This is a genomic window from Arcicella aurantiaca (genome assembly GCF_003148625.1).
Taxonomy (GTDB): Bacteria; Bacteroidota; Bacteroidia; order Cytophagales; family Spirosomataceae; genus Arcicella; species Arcicella aurantiaca.
Window position 1 is genome coordinate 18,428 of the sequence record NZ_QGGO01000021.1, and the last position, 16,173, is coordinate 34,600.

A 16,173-nucleotide genomic window follows, 5' to 3' on the forward strand; every position below is an offset into this window, starting at 1 on the left:
CAAAGGTAACAAAACAGAAAATACTTTTGAAAAAGTATGGAGAATAAGAAATTGAGTAATCTTTTTTGTGATTTCTTAGAAAAAATTACTGATAAATATCTATGTATGAATATTTTATAGTAAAATTTTCTTCGCTTTTTCAAACTTTCGTAATAATACAAGCGAGAAAGGTAGATACTTACTTTCCAGCTACAAATTCCTTAATATCGCTGATTAACTTTTTCGCTAAATTGTCTGCTTTTGTGATTGAATCAGATTCTGAGTAAATTCTGATAATTGGTTCTGTATTTGATTTACGAAGGTGAACCCACTCTTTATCAAACTCAATTTTTACGCCATCAATAGCATTAATTGGGTTTTTCGTATATTTCTTTTTCATGGCATCCAACACACCGTCAACATCAATATCAGCAGTAAGTTCGATTTTATTTTTAGAAATATAATATTCAGGAAAACCTTTACGCATCACCGAAATCTTCTTTCCTGATTTAGCTAAATGCGTTAAAAATAAGGCAATTCCCACTAAAGCGTCACGTCCGTAGTGTAATTCTGGATAAATAATACCTCCGTTTCCTTCACCACCAATGACTGCTTTTGATGATTTCATCAAAGTTACCACATTCACCTCGCCAACTGCCGAAGCATAATATTTTCCACCTGATTTCTCGGTAACATCACGTAATGCACGAGTTGAAGAAAGATTTGAAACTGAATTTCCTTTTACATTTTGCAAGATATAATCCGCAACGGCTACCAATGTATATTCTTCGCCAAAAGGAGAACCGTCTTCACACATGAAGCAAAGTCTGTCCACGTCTGGGTCAACGACAATTCCTAAATCAAATTTTTCCTTTTCGATTGCCTTCGTAATATCGGTAAGGTTTTCTGGAAGCGGTTCAGGGTTATGAGCAAAATGTCCAGTTGGTTCACAGTGTAATTTTGTGATTTGCGTTACGCCCAAAGCATTCAACATCATTGGAACGGCGATTCCTCCTGTGGAATTTACAGCGTCAACGATAACTTTAAAATTACGATTTTTGATAGCCTCAACATCAACCAAAGGCAATTTCAAAATCATATCAATATGTTTTTGAAGCCAAGTATCGTCAGTTTTATATGAACCTAATTTTTTAACATCAACAAAATCAAAATCCTCATCATCAGCAATTTTGAGCATATCTTCTCCGTCTTGTCCAGAAATAAATTCTCCTTTTGCATTTAAGAGTTTTAAGGCATTCCATTGAATTGGGTTATGGCTTGCGGTAAGAATAATACCCCCCGCTGCCTTTTCTTCGGGAACGGCTACTTCTACGGTTGGCGTCGTGGAAAGACCCAAGTCAAGCACATTTAAGCCTAAACTTTGGAGCGTTCCTGCTACCAATTTAGAAACCATATCACCCGACAAACGTGCGTCTCTTCCTAAAACAATTAATTGATTAGTCGGATTATTACGTTTTAACCAAGTGCCATACGCAGCGGTAAATTTTACAACATCAAGGGGAGTTAGTCCTTCACCAACTTTCCCGCCTATTGTTCCTCTGATGCCCGAAATAGATTTAATGAGTGTCAATGTATTATGAGTTATAGTTTATAAGTGATTTATCAGTTAGTCATTAACAATGATTAACTTAACTAAAATCAAACAAGTAAAAATTATTAATAAATGATATTAAAGTTAATTAAAAAACGTGAGTTCTTTGGATAAAATTCAATGAGCATAGAATTATTTAGACATTTTTTATTTTGTGGTATGCTTTAATATTCTTGTCTGAACTGTGATTTTGTAGGATTGAAGGATTTTAAGATTTGGAAAATGAGCTATTCTGATAAACAATCTTAAAACATTTGAATCCTGAAAATCATAGTACAAAATCTACCAAGCCATTCTTGGTGAAGGACTGACATCTTGAGTACAAAATATTTTTTCCTCTGCTTTAAAATGTGCTGCCATTGCAATCATGCCTGCATTATCGGTACAATATTGAAAAGCAGGAATATAAACATTCCAATTTTCGGTTTCGCCTAATTTTTGTAACTCTGAACGTAAACCTGAGTTTGCCGAAACGCCTCCTGCAATAGCAATTTCTTTGATTTTATACTGTCTTGACGCTTTTCTGAGCTTTTGTAATAGAATTTTTATCAAGATATTTTGCATGGATGCACAAATATCAGCTATGTTTTCCTCTACAAAATTTGGATTTTTCTTCGTTTCTTTTTGTAGGAAATACAAAAAGGCAGTTTTTATTCCAGAGAAAGAAAAATTTAAGCCTTGCATTTCTACCATCGGAAATTCAAAGCGATTTGGGTTTCCTTCTTTGGCATATTTATCAATTAAAGGTCCGCCAGGATAGGGGAGATTGAGCAATTTTGCCGTTTTGTCAAAAGCTTCGCCAACAGCATCATCTTGCGTTTCGCCGATAATTTCCATGTCTAAAGCTGAACGGACAAAAACAATTTGCGTATGTCCGCCACTGACAGTCAGGCATAAAAATGGAAAGTTTGGTTTTGGTTCGTCAATAAAATGAGCCAAAACGTGAGCTTGCATGTGGTGAACATCTATTAAAGGAATGTCTAAACCCATGGCAAGAGCTTTGGCAAAGGAAGTTCCTACCAAAAGTGAGCCTAAAAGCCCCGGTCCACGAGTAAAAGCAATGGCGTTTAGGTCGTTTTTGGTTATATTTGCTTTTTCGAGGGCTTCTGCCACAACAGGGACAATATGTTGCTGATGAGCCCGACTTGCTAATTCGGGAACAACGCCTCCCCATTTTGTGTGAATAGCCTGACTTGCTACAATGTTGGAACAGAGTTTGCCGTTGATAATTACAGCCGCTGAGCTGTCATCACAAGAAGATTCGATTGCTAAAATAGTCATGGTGCAAAGATAATTAATGGCTTCACAAAATAGACCACTGATGTTACGGATTGAACAGATTTTCACCGATTAAAATTTGAAAATGGAAAATACAGACTTACTACACCAAGAAGTAACAGACGAAATTATCAATGCCTTTTATTTTGTCTATAATGAATTAGGTTATGGTTTTCTTGAAAAGGTATATCAAAACTCTCTTTACCTTGAATTAATGTCAAGAGGGTTTAAAGTAGAGCCACAAAAGCAAATAAAAGTGTTTTTTAAAGGCAAACAGGTAGGAGATTATTATGCAGATATGATTGTTAATGACTTAGTGATTGTGGAACTGAAATCTTCAAATGGACTTGAGGAACAACATGAAGCACAATTGCTGAATTATTTGAAAGCAACAGTTATAGAAGTTGGGTTACTATTAAATTTTGGATTAAAACCTCAGATAAGAAGAAAAATTTTTACGAATGACCGCAAAAAATCTTTATTAAAATCATCTTGAAAAATCTGTTAAACGTTATGAAATAGACTACTGATATTACGGATTGGAATTTGAAACACAGATGAAATTTTCACTGATAACCGCAAAAAATCTTTATCAAAACCATTTTGAAAATCAGTGGAAATCTGTATAATCTGTTAAATCAGTGGTCTAAAGCGTCATCAGCATGCCAAAACAAAAACAATGCTCATAAAAATATCCAAAATATTCACAAAATCAGTCCTGTATTCAATTATAGGGGTGCTTTTGTTTGCCGTTTTGGTGGTTTTTTTAGCACGCAATTCTTATGTTCAAACTCGCTTAGCTCAATATTACGCTCCTATTATTTCCCAGAAATTGGGTTATCCTATCGAAATTGATAAAGTTACTATTCGCTTTTTTGATGAAGCCACCCTCGAAGGCGTGCGAGTGAAAGATTATCAAGGTCATCAAATGCTTGATATTGAGAAGCTTGATGTTGATTTTGATGCGGGTCGTTTGCTCAATTTAACCGTTCCATTATTAGGTGTAGAAGGAGATTCTACCAAAACTCGTTTGGATTATGTTCGTTTGTATCATCCTGTGGTTAAATTAGTTACCGATAAAAAAGGCGATTTGAACATTGATGAATTTATCCGAAGAATTAATAAATTAGTAGCTTCTCCAACGCCAAAACCTAAATCTGCTCCAACGCCTTTTATCATTTCTGAAGCTGATATTGTAGATGGAATTTTACGGATGGACGATGAAACAGAGCCGTACATGAACGACCGCCGTTCTTTCGACCATTATCATTTTACGCTTAACGACCTCAACGCCCACCTCAAAGATTTTACGTTAATTCGTGACACCGTAGCATTTTATACTGTTTTGAGAGCGTATGACCGTTCTTGTGATTTTAGAATTAAAACGCTGAAAACCAATTTCTTAATTTCAGATACGCAAATGCGTTTTGATGATTTATTGCTGAAAGTCAATAATACGGTTGTCAGAAATAAAATCAGAATGTCCTTTAAAAGTCAGAAGGATTTTAAATATTGGAATTCAAAAGTACGAATGCAAGCCGATTTTGATTCGTCGGTGGTGGTGGCGAGTGACATTGCTCGTATCGTCAATGATATGTACAATTATAAAGACACGTACTATCTCAACGGCAAATTTGATGGCACTGTTAACGAATTTAAACTCCAAAATTTCGATTTATATTTTGGAACAAAGTCAAAACTGAAAGGTGATTTTTCATTTAAAGGGCTACCCAATATTCCTAAAACAATGATGGATTTGAAAATGCGAAAATCGTATGTTCAAATCGCTGATTTAGAAAAATATATTGGGAAAGATGCTTCCAAAACACTCGAAAAATTTGGTCATGTGATGTTTGATGGCACTTTTAAAGGTACAACTTCCAATTTCAAAACCACAGGTTTGATGGAATCAGATTTGGGAAAAGTTGATGTTGATTTAGCCATGATTCTCAAACCAAATTCAGCAAATTCTTCTTATGACGGTTCATTAAAATTAGATAATTTCAAGTTAGGAAAATTAGTTGAAGACGCTGGAACTTTGGGAGATTTAACACTTTCTGGTAAAGTAAAAGGGCAAGGATTATCCATTAAAGATGCCGTTTTAGATTTTGACGGAACCGTAAAACAAATTGCTTACAACAACTATAATTACAAAAATATTTACATTGACGGTAAGCTTTCTAAAGAATTATTCGATGGGAGAGTAGCTGTAAAAGACACCAATTTGACCTTCGATTTGTTTGGGAAAGTTGATTTACGAGAAGGAAAAGACCAAGTTGATTTATTAGGGAAACTCTCAAAAGCCAATCTTAAAAACCTTAATTTTTCCAAAGAAGATTTACGTTTTTCGACAATTCTTGACGTACAATTCAGAGGAAAACAATTGGATAATTTGATTGGGCGAGCCAACTTTTTGAACTTCTATTTAACGCTCGGAAAGAAAAATATCGTTCTGGATTCGCTACAACTTATTTCTGAAATCAACGAAAATGCACGTCGTTTAGCACTTTTATCTGACTTAGTGAATGTCAATTTTACAGGTAAATTTCAACCTTCGCAGGCTATCAAAGATTTGAAAACGTTGGTAGAAGAATACAAAATTTACTTCACAGGCGACGAAGCCACTCGGAATGCTTATTATGCCAAGAAATCACCAATCGTACCATCGAATTATAATATTGATTATCAGTTCTTTTTAAAGAATTTTGACCCCGTTTTAGCATTCGTTTATCCCGAAGGACACGTTTCTAAAAAGACTTTAATTGAAGGTTCTTTTGGTATTGGAAACACCTCCGTTTTCTCGCTCAGTTCTAAAGTAGATACACTTTTGCTGAGTGATAAATACCGTTTTTACAAGTCGGAAATTGACCTTAACTCTTCTAAATTCTATAATAATCCAGAGGTTTTAGCATCTTTGATTTTGAATTCTAAAAATCAAAAAATGAATATTCTTGCTCCAACAGAAGAACTTGAAGTGGAAGCTTCTTGGGAGAAAGACCGCATTGCCTTTACCAGTGGCTTAAAGCAAATTGGCACAACCAATAAAGCCAATTTGAATGGAACATTACGATTTATTCAAGACGGTTTAGAATTACAATTTAAGCGTTCTAAATTCAAATTGCTTGACCAATATTGGACGGTAAATCCTGATAATTTATTGACAATCGTTGGCAATGAATTGACGTCTAAAGGTTTAATTATCAATAATTTAGAACAGTTTGTTTCATTGGACGGTGTTGTTTCTCAGGATTCATTAAAGCCGTTGAAATTTCGAGCTAAAAACTTTAAATTAGAAACCCTTGCACCGCTTATTTCCTTGAATTTGAAGGGATTAGTAAATGGAGAAGTGGAGTTGAAAAATATCTATAAAAATGTCAATGCTGAAAGTAATTTGAAGATAGAGGGCTTGTCGGTAGATGATTTTTTAATTGGAAATATCTCAGGGAATGGCGTTTTTGACAATGAAAGGCAACTCTTAAATTTGGATTATTCTTTGGAACGTTTGAACAATAAAATGCTAACAGTTCAAGGAATTTATGACCCTAAAAATGCCGAAAATTCTTTAGGATTATCCGCAACTTTGAGCCAAACCAATCTTCAAATTTTAGAGCCATTTACCAAAGGATTATTCTCTAAATTGGGGGGAACTGCCGATGGAACTTTGAAAATTTCGGGTAAGCCTTCGCACCCAATTGTAGAAGGGGCAATTGACATAAAAAGAGGGACTTTATTCTTCGATTATTTAAAAGCAGTCTTGAATTTTGAAGATAAAATCACTTTTGAACCTGACGAAATTAGAGCAAAATCATTACGCCTTACTGACGATGAGGGGAATAAAGGAACTTTAAAAGGAAGTGTTTTTTATGATGGGGACAAAACTTTTAGTGTGCAGTTGGCGGCGGATGTAAATCGTTTTAAAATCCTAAATACGATTCGTAGAGACAATGATTTGTATTACGGAACGGCTTATGCAACAGGAAGATTGAATTTGGGAGGAACATTTGATAATTTGAGTATCGATGCCGATGTACGAAGTGATAGAGGAACTCGTTTGTATATTCCATTGGATAAGGCTCAAGATGCTGGAAGTCAGGAAGATATTGAGTTTTTAAGTGCAATTGTGAAGAAAGATTCTGTTGATAAAAAACAGGCAGTTTCGCAAGTAAGCACCAGCGGAATTAAAATGGATTTCAACTTTGAATTAACGCCCGATGCTTATGGAGAAGTTCAATTTGATAAGCAAACAGGCGATATTATGCGTGCCAATGGTTCTGGGAAAATCAACCTAAAAGTAGATACTCGTGGCGGTTTTGATATGACAGGCGACTATAATATTGAGCGTGGAGATTATACTTTTACCTTTCAAAATATCCTAAATAAAAAGTTCAATATCAATAGAGGAAGTAAGATTTCATGGTCGGGAAGTCCTTACGAAGCCATTGTGGATATTACGGCAACCTACACACAAAATCTTAGTTATTTGGGGTCAGTGATTGATACTTCTCGTCGAGGAAATGAATTTAGAAATAAGGCTGAATATTTACGTCGTTATCCTGTTGATGTGACCATCAATTTAAGAGATAGATTGTTGCAACCTACCATTAGCTTCAACATGAAAATGCACGATTATCCGCAAAATCCAGATTTTAATTCGGGGGTAACTGCCTTTGAAAACAGAATTAGAACGGATGAGCAAGAACTAAATCGTCAGGTAAGTAATGTGTTGTTGTTGAACTCAATGTTACCACAAAATGCAGGTGCGTTTGCTTCTATAAATTTAGTTAGTAGTCTTTCAGAATTGCTTTCAAATCAGATTAGCAACGTTTTCTCGCAGATTGACCCGAACTTAAACGTCGATTTTTCAGTAAATGGAACGGCATTGAACCAAGACCTGATAAACAATCTTCAACTCCGACTTTCTTATAATTTCAACGACCGTTTCCGTATTACTCGAAGTGGTGGATTTACAACCTTGACTAACCAAACAAATGCCCAATCACTCATTGGCGACTGGGCGTTGGAGTGGTATATTACCCGAGACGGAAGCCTTCGTTTGAAAACTTATAACCGAAATCTACAAACCACTTTGGGGCTTGGGTCGTTGAGTAACAGCCAAACTTTTACAGCAGGTGGAGCAAGTATTCTTTATACCAAAAGCTTCAATTATCTTTTTTCTGAAAGGAAAAAAACTCAAAATCCAGTGAATTTACCAACAGAGGTTGTCAATCCTTAAAACAATCTTGGCAATATACAAATCGTTTAAAAGGTACATATTTTAGGTATGTGCCTTTTTTTGGGGTATCGTGTACGAGATAACTTATCAGAATATATTTTGGAATAATGTTGTTTAGATTTGAAAACTTTTTTGAAAGTTGTCAAATCTAATTCCAATACGCTTTGTTTATAATTGAGAATAGAAAATAGGTTTAAAAATGGTTTGTCTGACAATAGAACCAAAAATATATATAACTTTAAGCGTTAGTTTCAAGAGACAAATCTCTAAATAAAGATGAAGAAAATATTAATCCTTACCGTTTCAATTATTACTCTATTAGCTGGTATTTTATTGGCTGTGCCTTATTTTTTTAAGGATAAAATTCAAGCGAAAGTCAATGAAGAAATTGCTAAGAAAATTAATGCAAAGGTTTATTATAACGAATTTGATATTTCATTAATCAAGCAATTCCCAAAATTAACCCTTTCATTATCCGATTTTGGGATAGTGGGTCATGCTCCATTTAGAGCCGATACACTCGTACAGGCGAAGGAATTTTCTGTGTCCGTAGATGTGAAATCCATTCTTTCGGGCGGTAAAATTGATGTTCATGCCGTTGCGTTGGAATCGCCCAAAATCTTGATAAAAACATTGAGAGATGGCTCTGCAAATTATGATATTTATAAAACAGATTCATTGGAAGTGCAAAAAGAAGAGAGTAAAGAGAATAGTAATTTTAAAGTAAATATTCAATCTTGGAAGATAAATAATGGACAAATTATTTATGATGACCGCTTGAAAGATGCTTACGTTTCACTAAAAAATATTACTCACGAAGGCTCAGGAGATATTAATGCCGATGTTTATGATTTAGTAACTCAAACGGATATTGAAAATGCTACCATTGAATATGGCGGAACAAACTATATAAGCAACAAAATGCTTTCCGCTGAAATGAAACTCAATATTGACCAAGCTCATAAAAAATATACATTTAAAGATAACGTTTTCAAAATCAATGATTTAGTTTTGAATCTTGCAGGTTTTGTTTCCATGCCTGATACTTCAAATATTGTCATGGATTTGACCTATTCTTCACCAGAAAATACCTTTAAAAATCTCCTTTCTTTAGTTCCAAATATTTATACTGACAAGTTTAAAGACTTAAATGCTGATGGGCTTGTGGTAATTGGAGGAATAATTAAAGGCACAAAAAATGCGACCAAATTCCCATCTTTTTCAAGTACGATAGAGATACATAAAGGGATGTTCCAATATGCAGAAATGCCAACTGCCGTGAAAGACATTAATATTAACCTCAACATTCAGAATTTTACCGATAATCTAAATAATACTGAAATCAATTTTAGTAGTCTTAATTTAAAATTTGGAGAAAACCCTGTCAAAGGGAAAATATTAATAAAAGGGTTGCAAAAATCACTTGTAGATGCTGACCTTGTGGCAAAATTAGACTTACACCAAATTAGTCAGATTTTCCCGATGAAAGGTCTGGAAATGAAAGGCTTATACGATATTAATTTGAAAGCCAAAGGGACTTATGATACCCTGACAAAGCAATTTCCACAAGTGAATGCGGCGATGTCTTTAAGCAATGGTTTTATTAAATCAGATAAATTCCCAGAGCCGATTCAGAATTTGAATCTAAAAGCTACCTTGTTAAATACAGATGGGGCTTTGGCTTCAACAAAATTAGATATTGCTGACCTCAGAATGGTACTTGATGGAGAGCCATTTACAGCAAATGGAACGGTACAGAACTTTGAAAATTACAATTGGGATATTAAAGCAAAAGGTAAACTTGATTTAACAAAAATTACTAAAATTTACCCTTTAACCGATATGACATTGAAGGGAATAATTGATGCAGATATCGCAACAAAAGGCAAAATGGCAGACGTACAAGCCAAGCGTTATGCCAATTTGCCAACCACTGGAAAAGCCAAAGTTCAAGGGATAGAATTTGCTTCAAAAGAGTATCCACAAGGTATAAAAGTTACTACTGCTGATATGACTTTTACCCCTCAAAGTATCAATGTGAGTAACTCAAATGGTTATTTGGGCAAAAGCGATTTTACGGCATCTGGAACATTCTCAAATTATATTGGCTATGTTCTCAATAATGAAGTTTTGAAGGGAAAAGTAAAATTGAAATCTCAGAAATTCAATGTTAATGAGTGGATGAAAAGTAATCCAACACCTACAAACGGAGCAACAAATCCGAGTAATTTAGAAGTCGTAGAAATACCTAAAAATATTGATTTTGTAATGGATTCTGAAATAGGAGAGGTGCTTTATGATAACATGAAAATGAATAATATCAAAGGTGCTTTGACAGTTGGAGGTGGTGCAGTAAAAATGCAAAATGTAGCGTTTCAGTCACTTGGTGGCAGTTTTATTACCAACGGAACTTATAATTCTGCTGATTTAGCACACCCAAAATTTGACTTTGCCCTTAACCTTGACAATGTAGAAATTGCCCAAGCATATCAGCAACTCAATATCGTTAAATACTTAATGCCAATTGCCCAATATTTGATTGGTGGCGTAAATTCTAAATTAAAAATTAACGGAGAATTAGGACAAGATATGATGCCTAAAATTAATACTTTGAGTGGCGATGGATTGATGAAAATTTTAAAAGGAGAAATTTCTCAGGATAATCCATTGGTGCAAAAATTAGTAGAAACCACCAAATTATCAAAACTGAAAGATACCAAATTGAATAATCTTTTAATGCAATTTGAAATCGTTGATGGCACATTTGGTATCAAGCCTTTTGATATTAAATTTGATGACTATAAAATCACCGCATCGGGTCGTCATGGCTTAGTTGGTTCAATGGATTACGCTTTAGTTTTGGATGTTCCCGCAGGTAAAACAGGCGAAGCATTCAGTAGTATTTTCCAGAAATGGACAGGGAAAGCTCTGCAAGGAACAGACCGTGTAAAGTTTGATTTGTCTTTGGGCGGAACTGTCAAAAATCCTATTTTTGGTTTTAAAGGAAGCAGTACCGCAAATTCATTAAAAGATGCCGTTGTTGCCGAAGCAAAGTCTCAAATTGATGCAGCCAAAGCAAAGGCATTGGAAGAAGCCGACCGCTTGAAAAAAGAAGCTGAAGCCAAATTGCAAGTTGAAAAAGATAAAATTTTGAGTGAAGCCAATGCTAAAAAAGCTGAGATTGAAGCCAGAGTACAAAGAGAAAAGGCAGCTATCGAAGCCAAAGCCAAAGCAACTGTTGATAGTATCAAAAAAGCCGCTGCCGACCGTGCAAAAAGAATTTTAGATGAACAGAAAAAGAGCGTTTTAGATGGTCTTTTTAAGAAGAATAAAGCTGATACAACCAAAAATATTAAAAGAGCTTTTAAGAATTAAAGTATGATTGAGTTTAAGACAATTCTTCAAAAATTTGGAGAAAAAGGCGAAAAAACAGGTTGGACTTATGTGGAGATTCCTGCTGATATTGCTCAGCAGATTAAAGCTAATACCAAATTAGGTTATCGTGTAAAAGGTTTTATCGACGATTTTGCCATTAAATTAGTTGCTCTTATTCCAATGGGTGAAGGCGATTTTGTCATTCCGATTAATGCACAAATGCGTAAAGGTATTCGTAAAGAAGAAGGGGCAATGGTTGCACTCAAATTGGAAGAAGATACTGACGAATTACCACAATCGGAGGAATTAATGATTTGTCTCGAAGACGAACCTAAAGCCTTAGAAGCTTTCTTGAAAATGCCTAAAAGTCATCAAAATTATTATTCAAAATGGATAGAATCTGCCAAAACCATTGAAACCAAAACCAAGCGAATTACCATGACTGTTCATGGTTTAGCAATGGGTATGAATTATGGTGAAATGATGAGATATTACAAAAATTTGAGGTGAAAGTAACACAGACTTTAGTCTGTACTATGTGTCACTAAAAAAGCCCTAATTGCTCATTACTGCCTAATTTCCCTGTGTAATAATCATTTACATCTTTGTATTCATTTGGAAGGTTTTTACGTGTACACGAGATGTTGTAGTGCGTAAATATTTTTTCTAATTCATCGGCAGCTTTATGTCCAGCTTTGTCGTTATCTAAGTAAAAAACAACATTCACTCTTTTGAATAACTTCGCCCATTCTTTTTTGAAAATATTGGCAGTTCCCAAACTTACCGCAATTTTCCCTTCTTGCACAAGTCTAATACAATCAAAAGCTCCTTCGGTAATATAAACTGTTTCACCAGTTCTAACTTTTAGAAGTGAATCAGCATTAAAAAGTGTTAAAGGCTGATTATTCAAAAAACAATATCTATTTGTTCCTTCAGCGGGTTTTCCAATGACTCTGCCTTGTAAATACACAATTCTTCCGTTTCTGTAATAAGGAATTATAAGCGTGTGAGAATAAAAAATAAGATTGTTTTTGATATTATAAAGCCCTGATTCTTGTAAATCTAAATACGAAAAACGTTGTTTCAAATACCAAGTAACTTCGGTATAATCCTTAATGGAAAACAATCTGAAATCTTTGATTGTCTTTTCTGTAAATCCTCTGTTTTTTAAATATTCGAGTGCTTTTTGTGATGTTTCATTTGACTTTTGTTGTAAGCAAAAATCTCGGAAAGCCTCATAAATTTGAGAGTGAATTTCGGCAATAAGTTTTTCTTTAGCTTGGATATTCCGAATTTCAGGAACATTCAAAACATTAATTTTGGGAAGAGGCTTTTTATTATTTGCTTTATATTTCTGAAATCCGACAATGTACTCACTTGCCATCTCATTGATGGTAGTTTTTATATCTAAATGCTTAATTTCAGAATATAATGTAATTGAGTTGCCCGTTTTAGCACAACCAAAACAATAAAAACTATTTGTATGTGGATAGAGAACTAAGGAAGGCGTATCTTCTTCATGAAATGGGCATTTCATCCGATGACGCTGAACTTCTAAGCCCAAATCTTCGGCAACTTGTAGAATAGAAACTTGATTGAGTTCGTCAAGAATGTTCATGCTTTTTGTTAGTAAAATAAACTAAAAACCCCACAAAAGTCAAATACTTTTGTGGGGTTTTCAAAGAAAAGAATAAAGATTAATTTGAGAATTTAACCTTCAAATCATTTAATTTCGTTTTAACTGAAGTATCAATTTGACGGTCATTTACGGTCAATACATATCCACCGATAAGCGTTTCGTCAATTTTTTCAACCACTTCTACTGTTTTTCCAGTAGCATCTGCCACAATTTTTTGAAATTCAATTTTTTGTGCAGCCGTTAAAGGAGTTGCGGTAGTAACATACGCTTTCTGAATACCTTTCAATAATTCGTATTGACGTAAGTAATCTTCTGCAATATGTGGAAGCATTTCTTCACGGTTCTTTTTTGTGATAATTTCAAAGATAGACATTGAAGAAGCATCAACTTTACCCGTAAATATTTTTTGAAGAATCGTCAATTTATCAAAGTGTGATACAATTGGACTTTTCAACAATAAGTAAAAATTATGGTTCTCGTCGCATACTTGGTTGAAGAGTTTCATGTCTTCATAAACCTTATCTTCGACATTTTTTTCTTTCGCCAAATCTAACAATGATTTAGCGTATCTGAATGCAACTGTTTGCTGTGACATCTTTTTTTACAGTTATCAGTTGTTTTATTAGTGATTGGTTATTGGCGAATAGTTATTAGACAGTACATCTAATGAATAAACGACGAAATAAGAGCAAAAAACGAATAATAACAACAGTCAATTTTTAACTAAACTTTAAAGCATCAGAGTTCTTATTTGCCAATAATTAATGTGGTCAATAACTATTAACTAATAACTGATAACCAATCACTAATTCAACTTAGCGTCAGCTAAAAGGCTTGTAACTAAATTTTCTTGAGCTGTACGGTCAGACAACTGGTTACGCAAAACTTTCTCTGCAATTTCCAATGATAAAGTTGCTGTTTCTTTTCTCAAAGCGGCAACTGCATTAGCTCTTTCTTGGTTGAATGCAGCACGTGCTTTCTCAATTTCGTCAGCACCTGCTTTTTGAGCATCAGCTTTTGCTTGAGCAATCATTGCGTCTCCTGCTTCTTTTGCTTCTTTCAAAACTCTATCACGTTCAGCACGAGCTTCAGCGATAAGTTGTTCATTGCCAGCTTTCAAATCAGTTATTTCTTGACGAGTTTTTGCTGCTAAAGAAAGTGCATCTTCAATTGATGCTTCACGCTCTTGTAATGCACCCATGATTGGTTTCCAAGCAAATTTTGCTAAAAGGAAAAACAATATTCCGAAAATTACTAATTGCCAGATTATCAGACCAAGGGCTGGTTCTAAGATGGATACTAACATGGTTTTGTTATTTTAATAATTTGAAAATTTGAAAACATGAAAATGAATTAAGAGAATTAATTACAGCTTTTACAAATTTTCAAATTAGAGTAATTTTTACTGAAAAATCAGCATACTTGCCTAATGCGTAGTATGCTGATTGTAATTTTTTTAATTAATCAATTTCAAAGTGAATTTTACAGAGACTATTTCTTTTGTAAATTTAAACTTCTACGATGATTAATTGGGTGTTAATAATTACGCTTTTGTAGTTACTAACAAACAGATTACTGCTGAGAAAAGAGCAACGGCTTCAACGAATGCCGCAACGATTAACATAGCACCTTGAACTTTTCCTGACGCTTCTGGTTGACGAGCGATTGCTTCCATTGCAGAACCACCGATTTTACCGATACCTAAACCAGCACCGATAGCTGTTAAACCTGCACCAATACCAGCTAAACCTAAAGCTTGAGAAACTTCTAATAACATTGACATAATCGTAATTGTTTATATTTATTAATTTGAAAAAATACGTTTGTAAGTTGTGATTTGGGAATTATGATTTATTGAGTATATCCTAAATCGTTAATTCAAAATCTTAGTGATGTCCTTCTTCTACTGCTGAACCAATATAAGTTGAAGTCAATACAGTAAAGATGAACGCTTGTAAAAACGCTACTAATATCTCAATTAAATTCATGAAAACTGAGAATGGAACTGCGATTGCAGCAACCCCTAAGCTTTTGAAAATAAAGATGATAGCAATTAAACTCAAAAGGATTAAGTGACCAGCAGTAATGTTGGCAAAAAGACGAATCATTAATGAAATCGGCTTCATGAATACACCGATAATTTCTACTGGTGTTAAAAGAATTAATAACCATTTTGGCACACCTGGCATAGCGAAGATGTGTCCCCAATAGGTACTTTTACCGTTTAGGTTAGTTACGAAGAAGGCAATAAGTGCTAAAACTAAAGTAATAGCGATGTTACCTGTTACGTTGGCACTACCTGGTAATAAACCTAACATATTGTTAAACCAGATAAAGAAGAAAACTGTCAATAAATAAGGCGTGAAACGCTTGTAGTGTTTTTCTCCGATATTTTGTTTTGCCACTTCATCACGAATGAAAACGATGATTGGCTCAAATAATGATTGTAATCCTTTTGGAGCTTTACCAGAACGTTCTTTGTATGATTTTGCGATTGTGAAGAAAATACTTACTAAAAGAACAAGGCTAATTAATAAAGAAGCTACGTTTTTAGTAATTGATAAGTCTAAAACAAAAGAACCATCTTCTGCAATGATTTTACCTTCTTCTAATTTTAAGCCTTCATAAGAAGCATTATTTTCGTGGTGTTCGTCTTTGAATCTGTTTGAAGAGAAAAGTTTCAATCCTCCTTTATTCCAAACAATACAAGGCAAAGGAATTGAATAATGTGTGTGTCCAACCGTAGCAAAATGCCATTCGTGTTCGTCAGCGATGTGTTCCAACATCATTTTGCCTGGATTGAAAGCTTCGGCTTCTTCACCGTGACCTTCTCCTTCTGCATGAGCGGTAGTTTCAGTAGAAATAGCTTCAGTAGTAACGTGTTCAGCAGTTGAATCTGCATGGTGTTCCTGAGCAAAAAGGGTGCTTGAAATTAAAAATAAAAAAGCAAAAATATTTGAAAAATACACTTTCTTCATCACGGCTTCTTGGAAGTATATGGTTGATTATTGAAATTTGTCTTACTTGTGGTTTTGTGTCTTCGTATTGATTGTCAGT

At 34.4% G+C, this 16,173-nt stretch carries 11 protein-coding genes; 4 read left to right on the plus strand and 7 right to left on the minus strand.

The annotated features are described in order from the left end of the window. Nucleotides 1–178 precede the first annotated feature (178 nt). Together glmM and tsaD are read right to left on the minus strand one after the other, a co-directional pair. Nucleotides 179–1,570 (minus strand): phosphoglucosamine mutase, encoded by a 1,392-nt coding sequence (glmM, locus tag LV89_RS17285; RefSeq protein ID WP_109744178.1) that lies wholly within the window; start codon nucleotides 1,568–1,570, stop codon nucleotides 179–181. A 303-nt stretch (nucleotides 1,571–1,873) separates the two neighbouring features. Next, nucleotides 1,874–2,872 carry a tRNA (adenosine(37)-N6)-threonylcarbamoyltransferase complex transferase subunit TsaD gene (gene tsaD / locus LV89_RS17290; protein WP_109744179.1) on the minus strand — a complete coding sequence of 333 codons (999 nt, stop codon included), beginning with the start codon at nucleotides 2,870–2,872 and terminating at the stop codon, nucleotides 1,874–1,876. Between the two features lie 82 nt (nucleotides 2,873–2,954). Between tsaD and LV89_RS17295 the strand changes: the two genes are divergently transcribed. From LV89_RS17295 to LV89_RS17310, 4 genes are all read left to right on the plus strand, one after another. After that, nucleotides 2,955–3,365 carry a GxxExxY protein gene (locus LV89_RS17295; RefSeq protein WP_109744180.1) on the plus strand — a complete coding sequence of 137 codons (411 nt, stop codon included), beginning with the start codon at nucleotides 2,955–2,957 and terminating at the stop codon, nucleotides 3,363–3,365. Nucleotides 3,366–3,548: 183 nt separating this feature from the next. Continuing rightward, nucleotides 3,549–8,102, plus strand: coding sequence for a translocation/assembly module TamB domain-containing protein (locus tag LV89_RS17300; protein WP_109744181.1), 4,554 nt, complete (start codon nucleotides 3,549–3,551; stop codon nucleotides 8,100–8,102). Nucleotides 8,103–8,378: 276 nt separating this feature from the next. Next, complete coding sequence (locus LV89_RS17305) at nucleotides 8,379–11,477, plus strand: AsmA family protein (RefSeq protein WP_109744182.1); 3,099 nt, start codon at nucleotides 8,379–8,381, stop codon at nucleotides 11,475–11,477. A gap of 3 nt (nucleotides 11,478–11,480) precedes the next feature. Continuing rightward, entirely contained in the window at nucleotides 11,481–11,987 is a 507-nt protein-coding gene (locus LV89_RS17310; protein WP_109744183.1) for a DUF1905 domain-containing protein, read from the plus strand. Nucleotides 11,988–12,021: 34 nt separating this feature from the next. Here the strand turns inward: LV89_RS17310 and LV89_RS17315 are convergent, their stop codons facing one another. From LV89_RS17315 to atpB, 5 genes are all read right to left on the minus strand, one after another. Continuing rightward, nucleotides 12,022–13,095, minus strand: a complete 1,074-nt coding sequence (locus LV89_RS17315; RefSeq protein ID WP_109744184.1) for a CHC2 zinc finger domain-containing protein — start codon at nucleotides 13,093–13,095, stop codon at nucleotides 12,022–12,024. A 79-nt stretch (nucleotides 13,096–13,174) separates the two neighbouring features. Then, nucleotides 13,175–13,711, minus strand: coding sequence for an ATP synthase F1 subunit delta (gene atpH / locus LV89_RS17320; protein WP_109744185.1), 537 nt, complete (start codon nucleotides 13,709–13,711; stop codon nucleotides 13,175–13,177). A 210-nt stretch (nucleotides 13,712–13,921) separates the two neighbouring features. Continuing rightward, nucleotides 13,922–14,422, minus strand: a complete 501-nt coding sequence (gene atpF / locus LV89_RS17325) for a F0F1 ATP synthase subunit B (protein WP_109744186.1) — start codon at nucleotides 14,420–14,422, stop codon at nucleotides 13,922–13,924. Nucleotides 14,423–14,659: 237 nt separating this feature from the next. Next, nucleotides 14,660–14,899 (minus strand): ATP synthase F0 subunit C, encoded by a 240-nt coding sequence (atpE, locus tag LV89_RS17330; protein WP_109744187.1) that lies wholly within the window; start codon nucleotides 14,897–14,899, stop codon nucleotides 14,660–14,662. A 103-nt stretch (nucleotides 14,900–15,002) separates the two neighbouring features. Beyond that, nucleotides 15,003–16,094 carry a F0F1 ATP synthase subunit A gene (atpB, locus tag LV89_RS17335; protein WP_109744188.1) on the minus strand — a complete coding sequence of 364 codons (1,092 nt, stop codon included), beginning with the start codon at nucleotides 16,092–16,094 and terminating at the stop codon, nucleotides 15,003–15,005. Nucleotides 16,095–16,173: the final 79 nt, after the last annotated feature.